Origin of the sequence: Kluyvera sp. CRP (genome assembly GCF_019930565.1) — a bacterium.
Taxonomy (GTDB): Bacteria; Pseudomonadota; Gammaproteobacteria; order Enterobacterales; family Enterobacteriaceae; genus Kluyvera; species Kluyvera georgiana_A.
The window spans coordinates 4329765-4344407 of the sequence record NZ_CP082841.1 but is presented as its reverse complement, the minus strand read 5'-3'; the positions used below and the strand labels follow the sequence as shown (position 1 = coordinate 4344407).

Below are 14643 nucleotides of genomic sequence, written 5' to 3'. Positions count from 1 at the left end.
CCCGTGCGTCACTTTAACCGCGCAAAGCGGGAAAGTGACGCACGCAGCCCTTTAGCTCTGGGCCAGAGAAATCCACTGCACCAGCCCATCGCGGGATTCTGACACCGCCTTTTCAGGCCATTTCACGCATTAAGGAGAACACAAACCGATATCGAGGAGGATCAGGACGATCCGGGGGATGACCCGCTCAGGCGGGCGGCTGCTCAGAGAGCACAACCGACACCCCACAACACCTCAACGGCTGCCGCCCCGGCGCTCAGGTATCGTTCGCAGCCCCGACAAAACTCAGGGGCTACTGGCCTGCGCGCCGGGGAAAGCTGTATCAGTGTTGGGTTATGGATTTGAGGCATCATTAAAAGGGGAAAATATGGGGGTTCTGGTGCAGGAAATGACGCGGCTGGCGAAACTGGCGGGCGGCAGTCACAAGACCGTTCACGACCGTATCGCGCTGGCGCAGCGTTTTTGTGAGCGTCTGGCGATGGCGCAGAATGTGCAGGTCCGTCGGGTGGAGCACCTGAAAGCGCGGCATATTGAAAGCTACGTCCGTGAACGGCTGGCGCAGGGCATTACTAAACGTTCCCTGCAAAACGAGATGGCCGCGATCCGCTGCATGTTGAAACAGGCCGGGCGTGGCAAACTGGCAGACAGTGAGCGGATAAGCAATTGCTCGCTGGGGCTGCGTTCGCAGGAAGCGGTACAGAGCGCGCAGTCGCTGAAGACATGGCGGAAGGCTCTGGAGCGCGAAGAACCCCGGTTAACGGTGGTGTTTGGCACCAAAGGCGGACGTCCGCGGGAAACCGTTATTCTGGATGTTGTGGCGGTCAGAAAGGCACTCGATAAGGCATTATCTGTCGCAGAAAACCGTCATGACAGGCTGCTCGATAAACCGGATCTCAGAAGTGCGATGAAATACTGGCACAGCCAGGCGTCACGTATTGGTTTAAGGGGCGTGTATTCCGGGTAGTTTCTGGTGCAGATAAACGATGATATTGAACTGGTGCAGCTATTGCGTTCCAGCAAGTCGGTTGCTGGTGCTGATTGTCTGACAGTTGTTGCGCAATGTAAAAGCAGATCCGGATTAAAGCAGGATCTGCTTTTTCATTTTCAACAAAATATGCAGTCTCTGGCTCAGGCCGCTTTATGCCGCCGCGCACAGATATAGGGTGCAACGTACCCCTCGCGGCTTACGTCAAGATAGTCTGACCACCACTGCATCATGTCCTTGCGTGCATCGAGATGTTCAGCACGGTGGATATATGCTGCCCGCACGCTGTTGCGTTCCTGGTGACTCATCTGCCGCTCCACTGCATCCCGCGACCAGAGTTCAGATTCCACCAGTGCGCTACAGGCCATTGCCCGGAAGCCATGTCCGCAGACGTCGGTTTTGGTATCGTAGCCCATCAGACGCAGCGCCCGGTTGATGGTATTTTCACTCATTGGTTTATACGGATTATGGTCGCCGGGGAACACCAGTTCCAGATGGCCGGAGATTTCCTTTATCTGCTTCAGAATGGCAAGCGCCTGATGAGATAGCGGGACAATATGCGGGGTACGCATTTTTGCGCCACGGCCCGAGAAACGAACTTTCTCTATCGTTTCCCTTGTGGAGGGGATGGTCCAAATTTTGTGTCTGAAATCAATCTCGCTCCAGCGGCAGGGCGGGATAGTGATTTTTAACCGGCGGTGCGGTGACGCCTTCCAGATGCTGCGCTGGGTTGCTTTCGGTCAGCCCCTGCTGCACGGCGTAGCGCATGATGGAGCAGAGCTGCTGCCGGGTACGGGATGCGACTTCCAGAAAACCTTTATCCTCGATAACTCTCAGCAGTGCCGTGAAATGCTGCGTTTTCAGCATCGTGACGGGCAGATGACCAATTGCCGGAAAGATATGATTTTTCATACTGGCAAGAATGCGTTCTGCATAGTCAGCCGACCATTTCTTGTTGGTTTTATGCCATGCCACCGCAACGGCCTCAAAGCATTTTTCCGGTGATGCGGCAGCTTTTTCAGTCATGCGTTGTTGTGCTGGATTGATATTCTGTGCCAGTAGCTTACGGATATCGTCGCGCTGCTGGCGGGCGTCGGAAAGCGAGACTTGCGGATAGGCACCTAAGGCAATGCGGGATTCTTTTCGGTTGAAGCGATATTTGAGATACCAGAGGCGTGAACCGCCCGGATTGACAAGTAGATACAGACCATGAGAATCGGTCAGTTTAAAGGGTTTATCAGAAGGCTTGATAGTGCAGTTTTTCGCGTCGGACAGGGACATATGGTGGTCACTCCATTATCGAACTGAAATGACCCCAAATCAGACCACCAATTTTGCCGGATGCTCAGGGAAAACCAGATACGCATCGGGAAATATTTTCACGCTAACTTATTGAAACCTAATTAAATAGGAACCTATAAGCACGCCTGAAAACAGGAATTTGGCTCCTCTGACTGGACTCGAACCAGTGACATACGGATTAACAGTCCGCCGTTCTACCGACTGAACTACAGAGGAATCGTGTGAACGAGGCGCATAGTACTGGGCACGAATATTTGTGTCAACACTAAATTTAACTTGCTGATTCAATTGGCTGAATTTAGCACAAGGTGTTGTTTTAGTGTACTGCCGGGGGATTTTCATCCTGCTGGCTATTATCTCGCAACCGCTGTAATGGGTCCTGTCCATAGAAACCGCAAAAACGTTGCCACAGCGCCGGGAAGCGTGGAGCGAAAAGTTCAGGCGCGCTGAAAAAGTACTCCGAAAGCACCGCAAAACATTCTGCCGGGTCGGTCGCGGCGTAGGCATCGATGCTGGCGGCGTTTTCGCCAACTAAATCAATCTCATCCTGGATATTATTCATGGCGGCATGCAGGTCGTGTTCCCAACCCGCCACTTCACGCAGCGGAATAAACGGCACGCCGCTGGCTCGGTCACCGTTGCGCGTATCGAGCTTATGCGCGACTTCATGAATAATCAGGTTAAAACCGGAGGCATCGAAGGAATCCTGAATATCGAGCCAGTTGAGTACGATAGGCCCCTGTTGCCAGCTTTGCCCGGACTGAACTATCCGCTGGTTGTGCACCAGCCCAATATCATCCTCCCATTCGTCGTCGACAATAAACGGGGCGGGGTAAATAAGAATTTCATGGAAACCGTCGAGCCACTCTAAGCCAAGCTCCATGACCGGCAGGCAGAACAGCAGCGCAATACGCGCTTCGGTGATCGGTTCAACGGTTAGCCCCTGTAAAAACACCATCCGCTTTTGCTGGAGGAAACGATCGGCAAGCTGGACCAGCTTCACCTGCTCGTCCGTAGACAGATTGGCTAACAGCGGGATCGCCAGGGCCTGCGCCCACGGCAAATCAGCTTTATCGGCAGTGTCACTCGCTTTCCAGGGCCATTTAATCATCATTCTGCTCGTAAACTCGTCACTTGAACGTAATTGAAGAGACTGGGTCTGTTAAAATGCCAAAATTCCTGGCATGATGGCAACCATCAAAACGGAGAGATGCCGGAGCGGCTGAACGGACCGGTCTCGAAAACCGGAGTAGGGGCAACTCTACCGGGGGTTCAAATCCCCCTCTCTCCGCCACTATTCAAGCACTTACATCAATTCCTTTCAACGATACGCGTCACACTTGGTATAGTGTTGGTATACTCACTTGGTATATTTTCCATGGTGATCACTATCCGAATGCTCCAGTGATGGCCTGTTGAGTGTAGGCGAAACCTTCACTTTTCTGTCGTAAACCAGTACCTGACTTTCAGTTTTATGCCCTGAAAAAAGCTGTTTTTCTTTGCTCGAACCTTCGTAATCAGAAATCCCCTTTGCCTTAAGATCATGGAAAGTACATTTCAGCTTTCTACCAAGAACAGTTCCCGCCGATTCGCGCGCAGCCTCCCATAAGTCGTTAAACCCACTTTTTGAATATTTTGTACCTTTGCTGCTGCAAATCACTGTTGTTCTGCCGCCTAACGTTTTGGCAAGCTCCACAGCGTCGTGTAAACGATCAGTCCATGCTTTTATCTGTTTTGTACCCGTTTTACCCTGTTGAATAAAAATTCCTTCATCACTCACCTGAGACCAGCGCAATGAGAGTACGTCAGATACTCGGGCAGCGCACAAATAAGCGATCTCCATCCCGGCGCGTAGAGCTGGTACCGCTTCAAGATAAATAGCCTGGTATTCCTCATCAGTAATGTATACCTCCCGAGGTTTTAACGTAAATTTACGAACCCCTTTACAGGGGTTGCCTTTCACATAACCTCTTTCAAATCCCCATCCATAAACGCGGGACATACTTGAAATTTCCTGATTAGCCTGATTTTTGCTGGTCAGCCCCCGTCGGTCCATATAAATACGCACCTGTTCAATTCGGATATCATCAGCTCTCATCTTGCCGAACACGGCCAGCAGATTTTTCTGGTGCTGCCGATAGTCAGTCTGCGTTCTGGCTGCCAGCTCTGTAAATGTAGGGCTCTCAAGGAACATTCCCCACAGTTTGGAGAATGTCATAACGTCGTGACGCTTGGCTTTTTCCTCTTCGTATCTCCGCCAAAGTGCGGACATGCTGGTTTCTCTAATCTTCCCAAGGGTTATGCTCAATTTCGTTCCCTTGGGCTTCCACACATAGCTGTACTTATTTTTGGTAACCCTGGGCGGCAGCTGCGCGTCTGATGGGTTTTTTCGTGGTCTTCCCATAAATGGCGTCGAAGTTTGGTTCCGTTGCAACATACTCATCAACCTTTGGTAATTCAGCAATATTCGGTTCCAGGTGCCTGCGCAAAACAATCGGTCTGTTTCTGCCATCAGTGGTAAAAGGAATGCCATGGCATCTTAGTTGCCGCTGTTGTTCTGTGTAGCGTCTGTATCCCGTTATTTCTTCTATTTCCGCTGGTGACAGTGTAAGGGTTTGCATGGCTATCACCTCAGTTAGCCAGCCAGTTAAAAGTAACTGGCTGGGGGGCTGTTTTCTGAAAATAAAAAATCAGTTCTTAATCAATTTCTGCCAGATAGCGGAAACGTATTTGACCTGATGACGGGCATCAGAAAGGGCATTGTGCATATCCCCTTCAAATGGAATGTCGTAACGAGGTTTTATCCCAATGGCCTCACCCATTTCTGTAATGGTTCGCACGTCACGATCATTCCTGAACTTCCACGGGCATTCGATATTTGCTCGCTCATACGATGAACGCAGGATGACATTGTCAAATGATGCGCCATTGCCCCAGACCTGTACGTCAGAGCCAGCGTCTGAATTTTCACTGATAAAATCAGAAAATAACTCCAGTGCATCCACGAGCGGCATTGCGTCATCCATTGTGATGGCAGAACGTGCTTCCGGAGACTGCTTTAACCACCACAAAATAGTTCCTGCATCTGGCAAGCCACCCAACAGCATGGCTGATTCCAGAGATACGACTGCATAAAACTCGGCGCCAGTTCTGCCGCTGGCTGGGTTAAAAAAAACTGCTCCAATCGATACTATGGGTGCGCTAGATTTGTTCCCCATAGTCTCGAGGTCTACCATAACGTGGCGGAAATCATCATTGTGATGAACGGTATCATTATTTAAGGTATCTGTTTGATCGCTATCTTCAGCATTGCCTGTAACTGGGTCAGTTGTTGTTTCGCTAACTGGCATTTCAGGTTCAACCGAGTTTTCATCATTGAGATCTTTTTCCATCTGCACATCGCTGGTTTCCTCGGTATCGACTTGAAGAATTTTTTCTTCGACTGCGCGCTGGCGCACCTGATCTACGACTGAAAGAGCAGGGGCTGGCTGACTGTCCATCAGACCATCGATGGAGAAAACGCCGTTGCCCATGTTGGCGATTTCAGGCTGTGGTTTGGTCAAGTCTTCATGCACCCACTTTGGATCCGTAGGGTCGCTGATACCCGGAACGAATTCCCCGCGTTCGGCTGCCAGTCGGTGGCTTATCTCGTTTTCCCAGCTTTTTTCTGGAACGTGACCAGCTGCAGCCAGCATTTCTTCTGATGGGTGCTGGTGGTCTGTTTCCGTCAGGTTCTTGTTGATGTAACGGCTCAACAGTTCCGGGAAATGGTGAGTGTTTTCTTCGGCTCCGCGAATAAGCGCGAAAATAGCGGCGCGGGAATAATCCAGAATGCCAGCTCGTTTGCGTAGGGCGGCGGACCACTCTTTGAACGGGCTTTCGTTTTTAGTGATGATCTCTTTTGCTCGGCGGTAAACTCCGCCTGGGATATCGTAGATATTGAAATCCATTGGCAGTGTGGCCAGCGCAATATCAACGTCCAGAGTGTCCAGCGTATGAGTCATGGTCGGGTTACGGTCTGTCTTGCCGCCGCCGGCGTTTGTCTTGACGTCGGTGCGCTGAACCTGCGCCACACGGTTCCCACTCAACCACTCTTTGACCAGCAGACCGCGATCGATGTGTTCGGTGCCTCCCCACGCTTTGACGAACTGGATCACCTGGTTCAGTTCGCATCGCTTATCCTGCGGAAATACCTTTTTCACCGCGTCGGTAAGCTTCCAGAGCGTCGGCATGTCGAATGCTTTAACTTCCGGACAGTTCTCGACGGCCAGCAGCAGGTTCTGAACGTAGGTGTTATCCGTGTCCATTTCGAGGCTGGCAAGTTGTGCGCGAGTTTCCTTGTTGATGTGCCATACGTGGCCGCCCTTGGCATTGAACTGTGCCAGCAACTGAATGCGGAATGGCATTTGCGCGATACTGTCGAGAGTATCGATGATTTTACTTTTTGCGTTGCTGCTGTTGTCATCCTGACCAGCATCAGCATCAGCATCAGCATCAGCATCAGCATCAGCATCAGCATCAGCATCAGCATCAGCAGGCTGAGTGACTTGAATCTTTTGCCAGCAGTTCTTGTCGTCGAGTTGATAGCGGTCACACCATGTGCTGTCTAAAACACTTTCTTCTGGCAGATCGTCCAGAACAGGGAAGTTTGTACGAATAGGCAGCTGGTGGTCAGCTGCGCGACCGACGGTGATCCCTTCATCTTCAAGGATGTTGAGAATTTCACGCTCAGCACGGGAATCGGACTTTGCGGAAAACCAGCAGAAAAGGCTTTTTGCTTCTGTGGCTTTTGCTTTTGCTTTTATCAGGTACGCATAGTTGTTCATTGCGTTCGGGCTCCTTCAGGTTGTAAGATACCCGGCAGCTGATGGCAGCCGCCTTGGTGGTGGTCATTGGTCAAAACTCGAAACCGGAACGCTTTGGTCGGCTTTCCGGGTACTTAACCCGCCTTGCGCGGGTTTTGTGCTTTATGGGGCTGGCGAATCGCCCCGTAACAGCTGTGAAACGCGAACGCCGTCAAGCGCTCGCAGGATAGGATAAAAGGTTTTATGGGCTGGCAGTTTAGATACAGCGGTGATCACGTCTGTAACGGTGATGTCATCGCTTCGAGGGCTATATCCGCCACCGGGGCCGCGCTGTGAAATAACCAGGTTACCCGTACGCAGCTTTTTGAAGATCTGCTCAAGGTATGAAGTCGACAGCTTTGACTCTTTGCTGATGGCCGTCAGAGAAACGGGCGAGCCGTTATAGAGCTTATTCAAAGTGGCTGCGGCCTGGACGGATGCCAGAACGCGTTTCATTCCAAATTCCATGATCACTTCTCCGGCCATAACGGCCATTGGTCAAAACTCGATTAGTAACTTTTTACAGGCTGTTGGTCGGCAGCCGGGTCGCCTTTCTGGGCGAGGAAGTAGCAGAGGCGGCGGATCCATGCCTCAATAAAATTCAACTTTACGGCCTGCTGCCGTGCTGGTTCGCGTGCAAAATCAATCATGATTTCTCCTTTGTGCCCTTAACGTCTGGCTGACGGAACGGTACTGCCTGCTGCGCGTTGATTATTGTCATCTCATCCGGTGTTTCGTATGCCGCCGGCAGCTACTTCGTGGGCTTCCTGCCTGGATGACGTGTTGCGATGGGAGTATTATTATCGAAGTAATCGATATGCGTCAAATTAAATCGATAGATAAGGGCGAAAAAAAACAGCAGGTCATGACATGACCCACGAAATGTGGAAGGAGATAGAGGGACTTATTTAGTAGGGGGAATAAGGTTTCTTTTTTGTAGATAGGCCTTTGCGAAATTATCAAGTTCCTCAAGACGCATGTCTATAAGGCTGATAATTCTCTCTTTTTCATCTTCAGTTGGTAACTGTTCAAACGCATTAAGAAGCCTTGCCTGGAGTTCAGAAGACGGCTTGATTTGAACGTTTGTCTCCCATGGGTCCCTATCTTGAGATACTTCACCATCTTCCATAAAAAACCATGAAAGCGGATAACCCGTTGCTGCCGGCAGAAGATTTAAGATTTCAGATCTAGGCAGAATATCAGAGTTACACCAGCCGCTTACCGACTGAGCCTTAACTCCCAACCTGCGGGCTAGCTCAGATTGAGATATGTCGAGATCTTTTATAGCCCTTTGCAATCTCTTTCCGAAGTTCATCTCTTCATCCAATTCATAAAGTTACCACTAATTATACAGATTTTTTCTGTAGGCCTAACTATCGAAATAATTTGACGATATCGATTTAATTTGTTTTATTGTCTTCCATCGACAACTAATGAGATCAACCGATGAAGACATCAACCCAAAAAAAGCTCTTGAACATCTGCAGCCAAGCTGAGCTCGGCCGCCGTATGAAAAGGAGAGCCCAAACAGTTAATGGGTGGTTTAAAAATAAAATACCAGGAGAGCTAGTGATCAAGGTGAGCAAAGCTGTCGACTGGAAGGTAACACCACACGAATTGCGCCCAGATCTTTATCCGAACCCTGCTGATGGACTTCCAAAGGAGTAACCATGCAAACCATCTCTTTTGAAAATCATACCCCGGTGAAAGGTATGCAGCTGAAAACAGAAAATCAGTATTCGCCACGTCGCCGGGATGGCATTCAGTGTCAAAAAATCTATGCCGCCGTGCAGGAGTGGGAATCCACCATCCCCGGAAAATCTCAGGAGGTGGTGGCTCAGCTGGTGGCCGAACAATGGGAAAAACAAAACGGTCGAGGAATCAGCGTTAACAAACAAAACCTGTACCGCTATCTGAAGAACGAAGCCGGTTCCGAAAAGTACACCAGTTATGTGATCCAGCTTTCCTCAGCAATTGCTGATGCGATGCCGATCGAAATCGCCCGTAAATATGGGTTGAAGCACGGGTTAACGGAAACTGAGCTGGTGGCCAGTGCGATCAAAGAATGCAGCGAAGCTCACCAGGCGAAGTTGTTAGGCGCTCCAGTTCAGAAGCTTGAACGCGAGATAAGGGAGGCCGCAATTGCTTTGTTTAACCTGCTACCTGCAGATCTGGCGGGACCACTACTGGCGAGCGTAGCCGCCGTAGCGCCACAGTGTTTTTAATCGAGTTTAGACCAATGACCATAAATCCTCTGCAAGTCGAGGGTAGGAGTAACCATGGCAGCACTGCCTTACATGCAACTCTACATTGCTGACTATCTGGCAGACACCATGCATTTGTCTACAGAAGAGCATGGAGCGTACCTGCTGCTGATGTTCAATTACTGGCAGACAGGCAGGCCGATCCCAAAAAACCGACTGGCGAAAATTGCACGGTTGAGCAACGACCGTTGGATTGCCGTTGAAGCTTCGTTGAAAGAGTTTTTCAACGACAACGGTACGGAATGGGTTCAGGAACGAATCGAGCGGGACCTTGAAGCCGTAAAAATGTCGATTAGTCAGAAGTCAGCAGCAGGGAAAGCCTCTGCACAGGCTAGAAAAGCCAAAAAATCAACGAAAGGCCAACAAAACGGGAACGGTCGTTCAACGGGTGTTGATTCTCCGTTTGAACAGAACTCCAACGGAAACCCAACTAATAAAGATACAGATACAGATCTAATAAATAAAACCAGAGAGAGAGAAGCGCGCGAGCCCGACGAAGAACGGGACGGGAATAACCCCGAGTACATCGCGCCTTTCGGGAAATTCTCGATCACTCCTGAATGGAAGCCGGGGCCCGACTTCGTGAAACAAGCCGCTTTGTGGGGTGTTAATCTTGGCCCCGAACCGGGCTATTCACAGGAGGAATTACAGCAGTTTCGCGATTACTGGGGGCCAGAGGGGAAGGTGAAGCACCACCAGCAGTGGGAGCAGGCGTTTGCACAAAGTCTTAGAAACTCCCGGGCACAGCCACGGAACTTCACTGGCGGTTCGAAAAAACCAGCGGGGATAAAGATTTCTCAACCTGACACAACGATCCCACCGGGATTCAGGGGCTAGCCATGAAATCAACGAGTGACCTGTTTAGCCGTTTACAAAAAATGATGCCACCGGGTGTTCAGCCTCGCTTCCAGAACGCGCAGGAGCTGATGGAGTGGCAGCGCACGGAGGGGAAGAAACGAGCTGCCGAAGTCGAGAAAGAAAACCGGAAGGTGCGCACTGAAAAGATTTTCGGGCGGTCTGGCATCTGTGATCTTCACCGCGGCTGTACGTTCGCCAGCTACCAGGTGAACAACGAAGGTCAGCGCCACGCGTTGAGCATGGCCAAGAGCTATGCCGAACATTTCGGTACTGGATTCGCCAGCTTCATTTTCAGCGGTGGCTGCGGCACCGGAAAAAATCATTTGGCGGCGGCCATCGGCAACAGCCTGATCAAGCGAGATCACAGCGTACTGGTTATCACCGTGATGGACCTGATGCTGAAAGTTCGGGAGTGCTACGACGGTGGCCAGTCCGAAGCGTCTCTGCTGGATAGCCTTTGCCGTGTTGACCTGCTGGTACTTGATGAAGTCGGAGTACAGCGCGAAACACGCGGCGAACAGGTGGTGCTTAACCAGATTATCGACCGCCGCCTGGCGGCAATGAAGCCGGTCGGGGTGTTGACCAACCTCAACCATGACGAGCTGACGAATATCTTAGGCGAGCGAGTTATGGATCGCCTGACGATGGATGGCGGTATCTGGGTGAATTTTACCTGGGGAAGTTACCGCAAAAACGTGACCCATCTACGGGTCGTTAAGTAACAAAGCGAGTTTTGACCAATGACCAAAAAGACCAAAAACCGAGTAACACAGGCGCAGCTGGTGCTCGCCATCGTGGACAGAACGCCAGATTGCGTCCTTCAGGATGTGTGCGAAGTTCTGGAACTCCCATCGAGCAGCGCCGGTAACCATCTGCGCAGCCTCCACAACGCCGGGAAACTGCGCCGGGAGCATAACGGCACGCAGTTTGTGTATTACGTTGCGGCTGGAACCGAGGTGCCTGATGTTGAACTACCGAACATGGAACCGCGGCCAGCAGTTGAGAACATGCAGGAAGTTCAGGCAGCGATAGGCCAGGCCAAAAAACTGGAAGGCAAAGGGCTGTGGCGCCGCGCTGCGACGGTTTATACGGCAGTCATGGGGATGGCCGGTACTTCAAACGAGCTGTGGAGAATCGCCAGAATGCGGTCTCGCTGCCTTCGTAATGCTCAGAGGTGCTAACGATGACCAGGAGAATGCGGAAGAAAGGTAAGGACTGGTGCCGAGCTGAATTAATCGTTGTTCATCAGTGTAGTGGGAACATGAGAGTAAAACAGATTGGTTTGCTCATTGGGCGCTCAGAATCGGCGGTAAGAACGAAAGCCCGGGAAGTTGGTATTAATTTGCGGCTCCGCGGCAGGTTCCACCAGTCGGTTAAATATCCGGAAGCGGATGTGGAGCTTGCGCGCGAACTGCACGCTGGTGGGGTGAAACTCCGGGATATAGCTGAAAAGTTAGAGCTGCCGCTGGGCATGGTGAAACGGTATGTGTATCTGGAGCGGAGAGCATGAACGAAACCACTGTGAAAGAAACCAAAAAGGCGATCGCAATTATCGCTGAATACCTCCAGCGCGCCAGCCGGAACGAGCAGCTGCAGGAAGCCAAAGTTCGGTTGGATAAGAAAATTTTTCTGCTTTCCGACGATGAGAACTGCGATCAGGGCATGCTGATGGCTGCGTTTGTACCGGCCATGACCAGCCACACCCGGGAGAAGTTTTTCGAAGAAATCGCCGTAGCACTGGAGACCGCGCAATGACTGATATCACCGCACTGGCGCAGCGTATGAGAGCGGCAGCAGAGAAAGCGAAACATGCTGGTGAAGCGCCGGTCATGAATTTCTGCTCCCGAATTGATGCCCTCAATGAATTCCAGTTAGCAGCTTGTCCAGCCAACGTCCTGGCGCTGGTAGAGGCGCTGGAGAAGGCGCAGAAGAGTAATGATTTTCTTAAAGGCCAGTTGTCTGAACTTGCCAACTTCAATCCGGATTGGGACAAGTTGGAGGCCAGTTACGAAAGCTGGCGTGAAATTGCTGCTGAATTGCTGGTAGCAAAAAACCGCATCGCCGAGCTGGAGTCCCGCATCGTCACCGTGAAGCTGCCAACAACTCGGTTTTGGGCTGGCATGATCGAGTGCTACGAAAAAGCAGACGTAATCACCGCTATTCGTGAGGCGGGCGGGGAGATTTATAATGATTAGCAGAAAGGAATTATTCGCTGAAATAAGCAACGAGGCCGTTTGTGAAGATGGTGAAGTCGTCGGCTATTTCGTCAAAAATAGCCGAATGGATTTACTGGAGCAAATGCTATGCAGTCAAGCCACCGTGAAGCTGCCAAAGCCACACGCTCACTTAATCTGGATTCAGGCTGGTCACGCACCAGATGATTACTGGGACGATGTCGCGGTATCTCACAGCGAGAAAGATCGGTGCTGCGATGGGTCTGAGCGATATCCAGTTTATGCGCAATGGGAAATCGAAGAAATGCTTGCCGCCGCTGGCATCCAGGTTATCGAAGGAGACGCATGATGAAAGCTGCAAACCTTGCGCCAGTATATTGCGCCATATACCCGGAGTTGGCAGAGATAGCCCGCAAACACGGCTACGCGATGGCAATACACGGAACGATGGCTCGTGACTTTGACCTGATTTGCATTCCATGGGTTGATAGCCCGTCAGCGCCGCAGGCGGTGGTTGATGAAATTACGTCAACTTTCGCGACTACTGACATCACCAACCCGGGGTTTAAACCTCATGGGCGGTTAGCTTACTCAGTTTGTTTTGGCTTCGGTGAGTTCTTTGCCGACCTGTCGTTTATGCCGGTTATCGAAGGAGAAGGACAATGAGCTTATTGCCAGTAACGCATGACGAGCTTTGCCTGATCGCCTGCCAGTTCCTGCAAAATAACGGCTTCAAAATCGCTTTTCATGACCGCTTCCGTGCCTGGACTCCATACGGTGAGCAAGCTGATGCAATCGGCTTTCGTAACGGGGCAAGCTGTCTGATTGAGGCTAAATGCTCTCGTTCTGACCTGTTAGCTGACCGCAAGAAGCCTTTCAGGATTGAGCCAGAAAAGGGTATGGGTGATTGGCGCTTCATGATTAGCGAACCGGGTATCGTAAATATTGAGGATTTACCGCCGGGATGGGGATTACTTCACGTAGTGAAAGGCCGGGTCAAGAAAGTTCATGGCTGGCCCGGTAACGGGTTGTGGGTTAATCGGGACAGCAAACCATTTCAGGCAAACAAACAGGCGGAGTGTGATTACATGTTTAGCGCACTACGGCGCATGGATTTACGCGGTCACCTCAAAGAGGTTTATGACGGTGTAATCGTTAACAAGCCAGAGGGGAATGCAGCATGACAACCAACTTAACAGCCCCTCAAGCACCAGTAACCGAGGAAGAACTAGATCATCTCATCTTGGGGCTTGAGCGCTACGGACTTTATCCACGCCAGCTGGCTGCCCTGAAAGAGCTGCGGGAGTGGCGGAGGGCTATGTGTGAGCCGGTTGCTTACATGACGTACAAGGGATATCTATTGCATGCTGGCGACCCAAAACTTGGTGAATACAGCGAGCCCGTACCGCTTTACGCTGCACCGCCAGAGCCGATAGTGCCTGATGAGCTAACCCGCGAAGAATATAAGCGTCGTTTCATGGCAGATGATTGCTTTGACGATACTTTCCGTGGTGGCTGGAACGCCTGCCGCGCCGCCATGCTCAATACAGAAAAACTTAATCAACATGTTAGCGAAACTGAAGCGCTGCCTTCGGGGTATCTGCAGGGCCACCAGGACGGGCTCGAATGGGCCGCTCAAATGGCTGAAGCTAACCATCCGCAAACTGGTGATTGGCTTCACGATGATCCAATAGCGTTGGCTGCGGCGATTCGCAAAGGTCCGGATATGCCATTAGCCAGTGGCAACTCCCCGGCAACTCCGGATGGTTGGATTCCAGTAAGCGAGCGGATGCCAGAAACGATGGTAAGCGTACTGGTCACAGGAGATTGGTTCCATCATGCTATTGCGTTCTGGGATGGAGGGAGCTGGTGCGATCTTGATTTCGAAGCACCAGCTACCCACTGGCGGCCACTGCCGGCAATGCCAGAGGAGGTGGGGTGATGCCTAAGTTCAGCACAATTCAGGAGCTAACAGGCGCTGATATGGAGCAGGGAGGCTCACTGATGAGACGTTACTGGAATCAGTCTTCACTGCCTGCGAAAGAGAAGCGCTTAAACATGCCGAAGTTCTGTGTATTCCGGCGTGATAGGGTGCTTCGCAGATTGATGAGTAATGAGATGGGCGCTCTCGCCAGTCGTATCGCTGACTGGAGCAATCTGAATGCCTAAATCCCCAGAAGAACGCAAATCAGCGCAGTGATGTATAATCCCCTCAA

At 51.2% G+C, this 14643-nt stretch carries 20 protein-coding genes, 2 tRNA genes and 2 pseudogenes; 15 read left to right on the top strand and 9 right to left on the bottom strand.

The genetic code is table 11. The features are described from left to right. Nucleotides 1-367: 367 nt before the first annotated feature. Nucleotides 368-958: pseudogene (locus tag K7B04_RS20720) on the top strand (integrase domain-containing protein); the annotation flags it as partial. A gap of 170 nt (nt 959-1128) precedes the next feature. On the opposite strand, the pseudogene K7B04_RS20715 reads toward K7B04_RS20720, so the two are convergent. The 3 genes and pseudogenes from K7B04_RS20715 to mtfA form a co-directional block, all read right to left on the bottom strand. Beyond that, nucleotides 1129-2266 (bottom strand): annotated as a pseudogene (locus tag K7B04_RS20715) (integrase arm-type DNA-binding domain-containing protein). A 161-nt stretch (nt 2267-2427) separates the two neighbouring features. Further along, nucleotides 2428-2503, bottom strand: a tRNA-Asn gene (locus K7B04_RS20710). A 100-nt stretch (nt 2504-2603) separates the two neighbouring features. Continuing rightward, nucleotides 2604-3401, bottom strand: coding sequence for a DgsA anti-repressor MtfA (gene mtfA / locus K7B04_RS20705; RefSeq protein ID WP_167575511.1), 798 nt, complete (start codon nt 3399-3401; stop codon nt 2604-2606). A 90-nt stretch (nt 3402-3491) separates the two neighbouring features. Between mtfA and K7B04_RS20700 the strand changes: the two genes are divergently transcribed. Then, a tRNA-Ser gene (locus K7B04_RS20700) sits at nt 3492-3581 on the top strand. Between the two features lie 66 nt (nt 3582-3647). On the opposite strand, the gene K7B04_RS20695 is transcribed toward K7B04_RS20700, so the two are convergent. From K7B04_RS20695 to K7B04_RS20670, 6 genes are all read right to left on the bottom strand, one after another. Further along, nucleotides 3648-4691: a tyrosine-type recombinase/integrase gene (locus K7B04_RS20695; protein ID WP_223804206.1), complete on the bottom strand. Its 1044-nt coding sequence runs from the start codon at nt 4689-4691 to the stop codon at nt 3648-3650. Then, the gene (locus K7B04_RS20690) at nt 4630-4908 is read right to left on the bottom strand and encodes a DUF4224 domain-containing protein (protein ID WP_223802917.1); all 279 of its coding nucleotides are present in this window, start codon (nt 4906-4908) and stop codon (nt 4630-4632) included. The genes K7B04_RS20695 and K7B04_RS20690 overlap by 62 nt, the downstream gene beginning before the upstream one ends. 69 nt (nt 4909-4977) lie before the next feature. Next, nucleotides 4978-7113, bottom strand: coding sequence for an exonuclease (locus tag K7B04_RS20685; protein WP_223802916.1), 2136 nt, complete (start codon nt 7111-7113; stop codon nt 4978-4980). Between the two features lie 141 nt (nt 7114-7254). Beyond that, entirely contained in the window at nt 7255-7599 is a 345-nt protein-coding gene (locus K7B04_RS20680) for an Rrf2 family transcriptional regulator (protein ID WP_346015173.1), read from the bottom strand. A gap of 41 nt (nt 7600-7640) precedes the next feature. After that, nucleotides 7641-7781: a hypothetical protein gene (locus tag K7B04_RS20675; RefSeq protein WP_167576110.1), complete on the bottom strand. Its 141-nt coding sequence runs from the start codon at nt 7779-7781 to the stop codon at nt 7641-7643. 254 nt (nt 7782-8035) lie between these two features. Beyond that, a complete protein-coding gene (locus K7B04_RS20670; RefSeq protein WP_223802914.1) occupies nt 8036-8446 on the bottom strand; it encodes a helix-turn-helix domain-containing protein in 411 nt (136 codons plus the stop codon). A 131-nt stretch (nt 8447-8577) separates the two neighbouring features. Here K7B04_RS20670 and K7B04_RS20665 point away from each other — a divergent pair, with 131 nt between their 5' ends. From K7B04_RS20665 to K7B04_RS20605, 13 genes are read left to right on the top strand one after another with little or no spacing between them, the layout of a single operon-like run. Next, a complete protein-coding gene (locus K7B04_RS20665) occupies nt 8578-8799 on the top strand; it encodes a YdaS family helix-turn-helix protein (protein WP_042897101.1) in 222 nt (73 codons plus the stop codon). Between the two features lie 2 nt (nt 8800-8801). Then, nucleotides 8802-9356, top strand: coding sequence for a toxin YdaT family protein (locus tag K7B04_RS20660; protein WP_223802913.1), 555 nt, complete (start codon nt 8802-8804; stop codon nt 9354-9356). A 54-nt stretch (nt 9357-9410) separates the two neighbouring features. Then, on the top strand, nt 9411-10232 hold the full coding sequence (locus K7B04_RS20655) for a DUF1376 domain-containing protein (protein ID WP_223802912.1): 822 nt from the start codon (nt 9411-9413) through the stop codon (nt 10230-10232). Nucleotides 10233-10234: 2 nt separating this feature from the next. Further along, nucleotides 10235-10975: an ATP-binding protein gene (locus tag K7B04_RS20650; protein WP_064546128.1), complete on the top strand. Its 741-nt coding sequence runs from the start codon at nt 10235-10237 to the stop codon at nt 10973-10975. 18 nt (nt 10976-10993) lie between these two features. Then, nucleotides 10994-11434 carry a PerC family transcriptional regulator gene (locus tag K7B04_RS20645; RefSeq protein WP_064546126.1) on the top strand — a complete coding sequence of 147 codons (441 nt, stop codon included), beginning with the start codon at nt 10994-10996 and terminating at the stop codon, nt 11432-11434. A 2-nt stretch (nt 11435-11436) separates the two neighbouring features. Next, nucleotides 11437-11763 carry a DNA-binding protein gene (locus tag K7B04_RS20640; RefSeq protein ID WP_223802911.1) on the top strand — a complete coding sequence of 109 codons (327 nt, stop codon included), beginning with the start codon at nt 11437-11439 and terminating at the stop codon, nt 11761-11763. Next, a complete protein-coding gene (locus tag K7B04_RS20635; protein WP_223802910.1) occupies nt 11760-12008 on the top strand; it encodes a hypothetical protein in 249 nt (82 codons plus the stop codon). Before K7B04_RS20640 ends, K7B04_RS20635 begins: the two co-directional genes overlap by 4 nt. Beyond that, nucleotides 12005-12448: a hypothetical protein gene (locus K7B04_RS20630; RefSeq protein WP_223802909.1), complete on the top strand. Its 444-nt coding sequence runs from the start codon at nt 12005-12007 to the stop codon at nt 12446-12448. Before K7B04_RS20635 ends, K7B04_RS20630 begins: the two co-directional genes overlap by 4 nt. After that, a complete protein-coding gene (locus tag K7B04_RS20625; protein WP_223802908.1) occupies nt 12441-12776 on the top strand; it encodes a hypothetical protein in 336 nt (111 codons plus the stop codon). Before K7B04_RS20630 ends, K7B04_RS20625 begins: the two co-directional genes overlap by 8 nt. After that, nucleotides 12773-13093 carry a hypothetical protein gene (locus tag K7B04_RS20620; RefSeq protein ID WP_223802907.1) on the top strand — a complete coding sequence of 107 codons (321 nt, stop codon included), beginning with the start codon at nt 12773-12775 and terminating at the stop codon, nt 13091-13093. Before K7B04_RS20625 ends, K7B04_RS20620 begins: the two co-directional genes overlap by 4 nt. Before the next feature lie 5 nt (nt 13094-13098). Next, nucleotides 13099-13611 carry a hypothetical protein gene (locus K7B04_RS20615; RefSeq protein ID WP_223804205.1) on the top strand — a complete coding sequence of 171 codons (513 nt, stop codon included), beginning with the start codon at nt 13099-13101 and terminating at the stop codon, nt 13609-13611. Next, complete coding sequence (locus K7B04_RS20610; protein WP_223802906.1) at nt 13608-14369, top strand: DUF551 domain-containing protein; 762 nt, start codon at nt 13608-13610, stop codon at nt 14367-14369. Before K7B04_RS20615 ends, K7B04_RS20610 begins: the two co-directional genes overlap by 4 nt. Beyond that, complete coding sequence (locus K7B04_RS20605; RefSeq protein WP_223802905.1) at nt 14369-14596, top strand: hypothetical protein; 228 nt, start codon at nt 14369-14371, stop codon at nt 14594-14596. Before K7B04_RS20610 ends, K7B04_RS20605 begins: the two co-directional genes overlap by 1 nt. Nucleotides 14597-14643 lie beyond the last annotated feature (47 nt).

Bases quoted from the DNA above. Each gene is read 5' to 3' on its own strand.
- K7B04_RS20690 (WP_223802917.1), bottom strand. From the start codon at position 4,908: ATGCAAACCCTTACACTGTCACCAGCGGAAATAGAAGAAATAACGGGA.
- K7B04_RS20670 (WP_223802914.1), bottom strand. From the start codon at position 8,446: ATGAACTTCGGAAAGAGATTGCAAAGGGCTATAAAAGATCTCGACATA.
- K7B04_RS20660 (WP_223802913.1), top strand. From the start codon at position 8,802: ATGCAAACCATCTCTTTTGAAAATCATACCCCGGTGAAAGGTATGCAG.
- K7B04_RS20625 (WP_223802908.1), top strand. From the start codon at position 12,441: ATGATTAGCAGAAAGGAATTATTCGCTGAAATAAGCAACGAGGCCGTT.
- K7B04_RS20655 (WP_223802912.1), top strand. From the start codon at position 9,411: ATGGCAGCACTGCCTTACATGCAACTCTACATTGCTGACTATCTGGCA.
- K7B04_RS20650 (WP_064546128.1), top strand. From the start codon at position 10,235: ATGAAATCAACGAGTGACCTGTTTAGCCGTTTACAAAAAATGATGCCA.
- K7B04_RS20680 (WP_346015173.1), bottom strand. From the start codon at position 7,599: ATGGAATTTGGAATGAAACGCGTTCTGGCATCCGTCCAGGCCGCAGCC.
- K7B04_RS20695 (WP_223804206.1), bottom strand. From the start codon at position 4,691: ATGGGAAGACCACGAAAAAACCCATCAGACGCGCAGCTGCCGCCCAGG.
- K7B04_RS20665 (WP_042897101.1), top strand. From the start codon at position 8,578: ATGAAGACATCAACCCAAAAAAAGCTCTTGAACATCTGCAGCCAAGCT.
- K7B04_RS20605 (WP_223802905.1), top strand. From the start codon at position 14,369: ATGCCTAAGTTCAGCACAATTCAGGAGCTAACAGGCGCTGATATGGAG.
- K7B04_RS20640 (WP_223802911.1), top strand. From the start codon at position 11,437: ATGACCAGGAGAATGCGGAAGAAAGGTAAGGACTGGTGCCGAGCTGAA.
- K7B04_RS20645 (WP_064546126.1), top strand. From the start codon at position 10,994: ATGACCAAAAAGACCAAAAACCGAGTAACACAGGCGCAGCTGGTGCTC.
- mtfA (WP_167575511.1), bottom strand. From the start codon at position 3,401: ATGATGATTAAATGGCCCTGGAAAGCGAGTGACACTGCCGATAAAGCT.
- K7B04_RS20610 (WP_223802906.1), top strand. From the start codon at position 13,608: ATGACAACCAACTTAACAGCCCCTCAAGCACCAGTAACCGAGGAAGAA.
- K7B04_RS20675 (WP_167576110.1), bottom strand. From the start codon at position 7,781: ATGATTGATTTTGCACGCGAACCAGCACGGCAGCAGGCCGTAAAGTTG.
- K7B04_RS20685 (WP_223802916.1), bottom strand. From the start codon at position 7,113: ATGAACAACTATGCGTACCTGATAAAAGCAAAAGCAAAAGCCACAGAA.
- K7B04_RS20630 (WP_223802909.1), top strand. From the start codon at position 12,005: ATGACTGATATCACCGCACTGGCGCAGCGTATGAGAGCGGCAGCAGAG.
- K7B04_RS20620 (WP_223802907.1), top strand. From the start codon at position 12,773: ATGATGAAAGCTGCAAACCTTGCGCCAGTATATTGCGCCATATACCCG.
- K7B04_RS20635 (WP_223802910.1), top strand. From the start codon at position 11,760: ATGAACGAAACCACTGTGAAAGAAACCAAAAAGGCGATCGCAATTATC.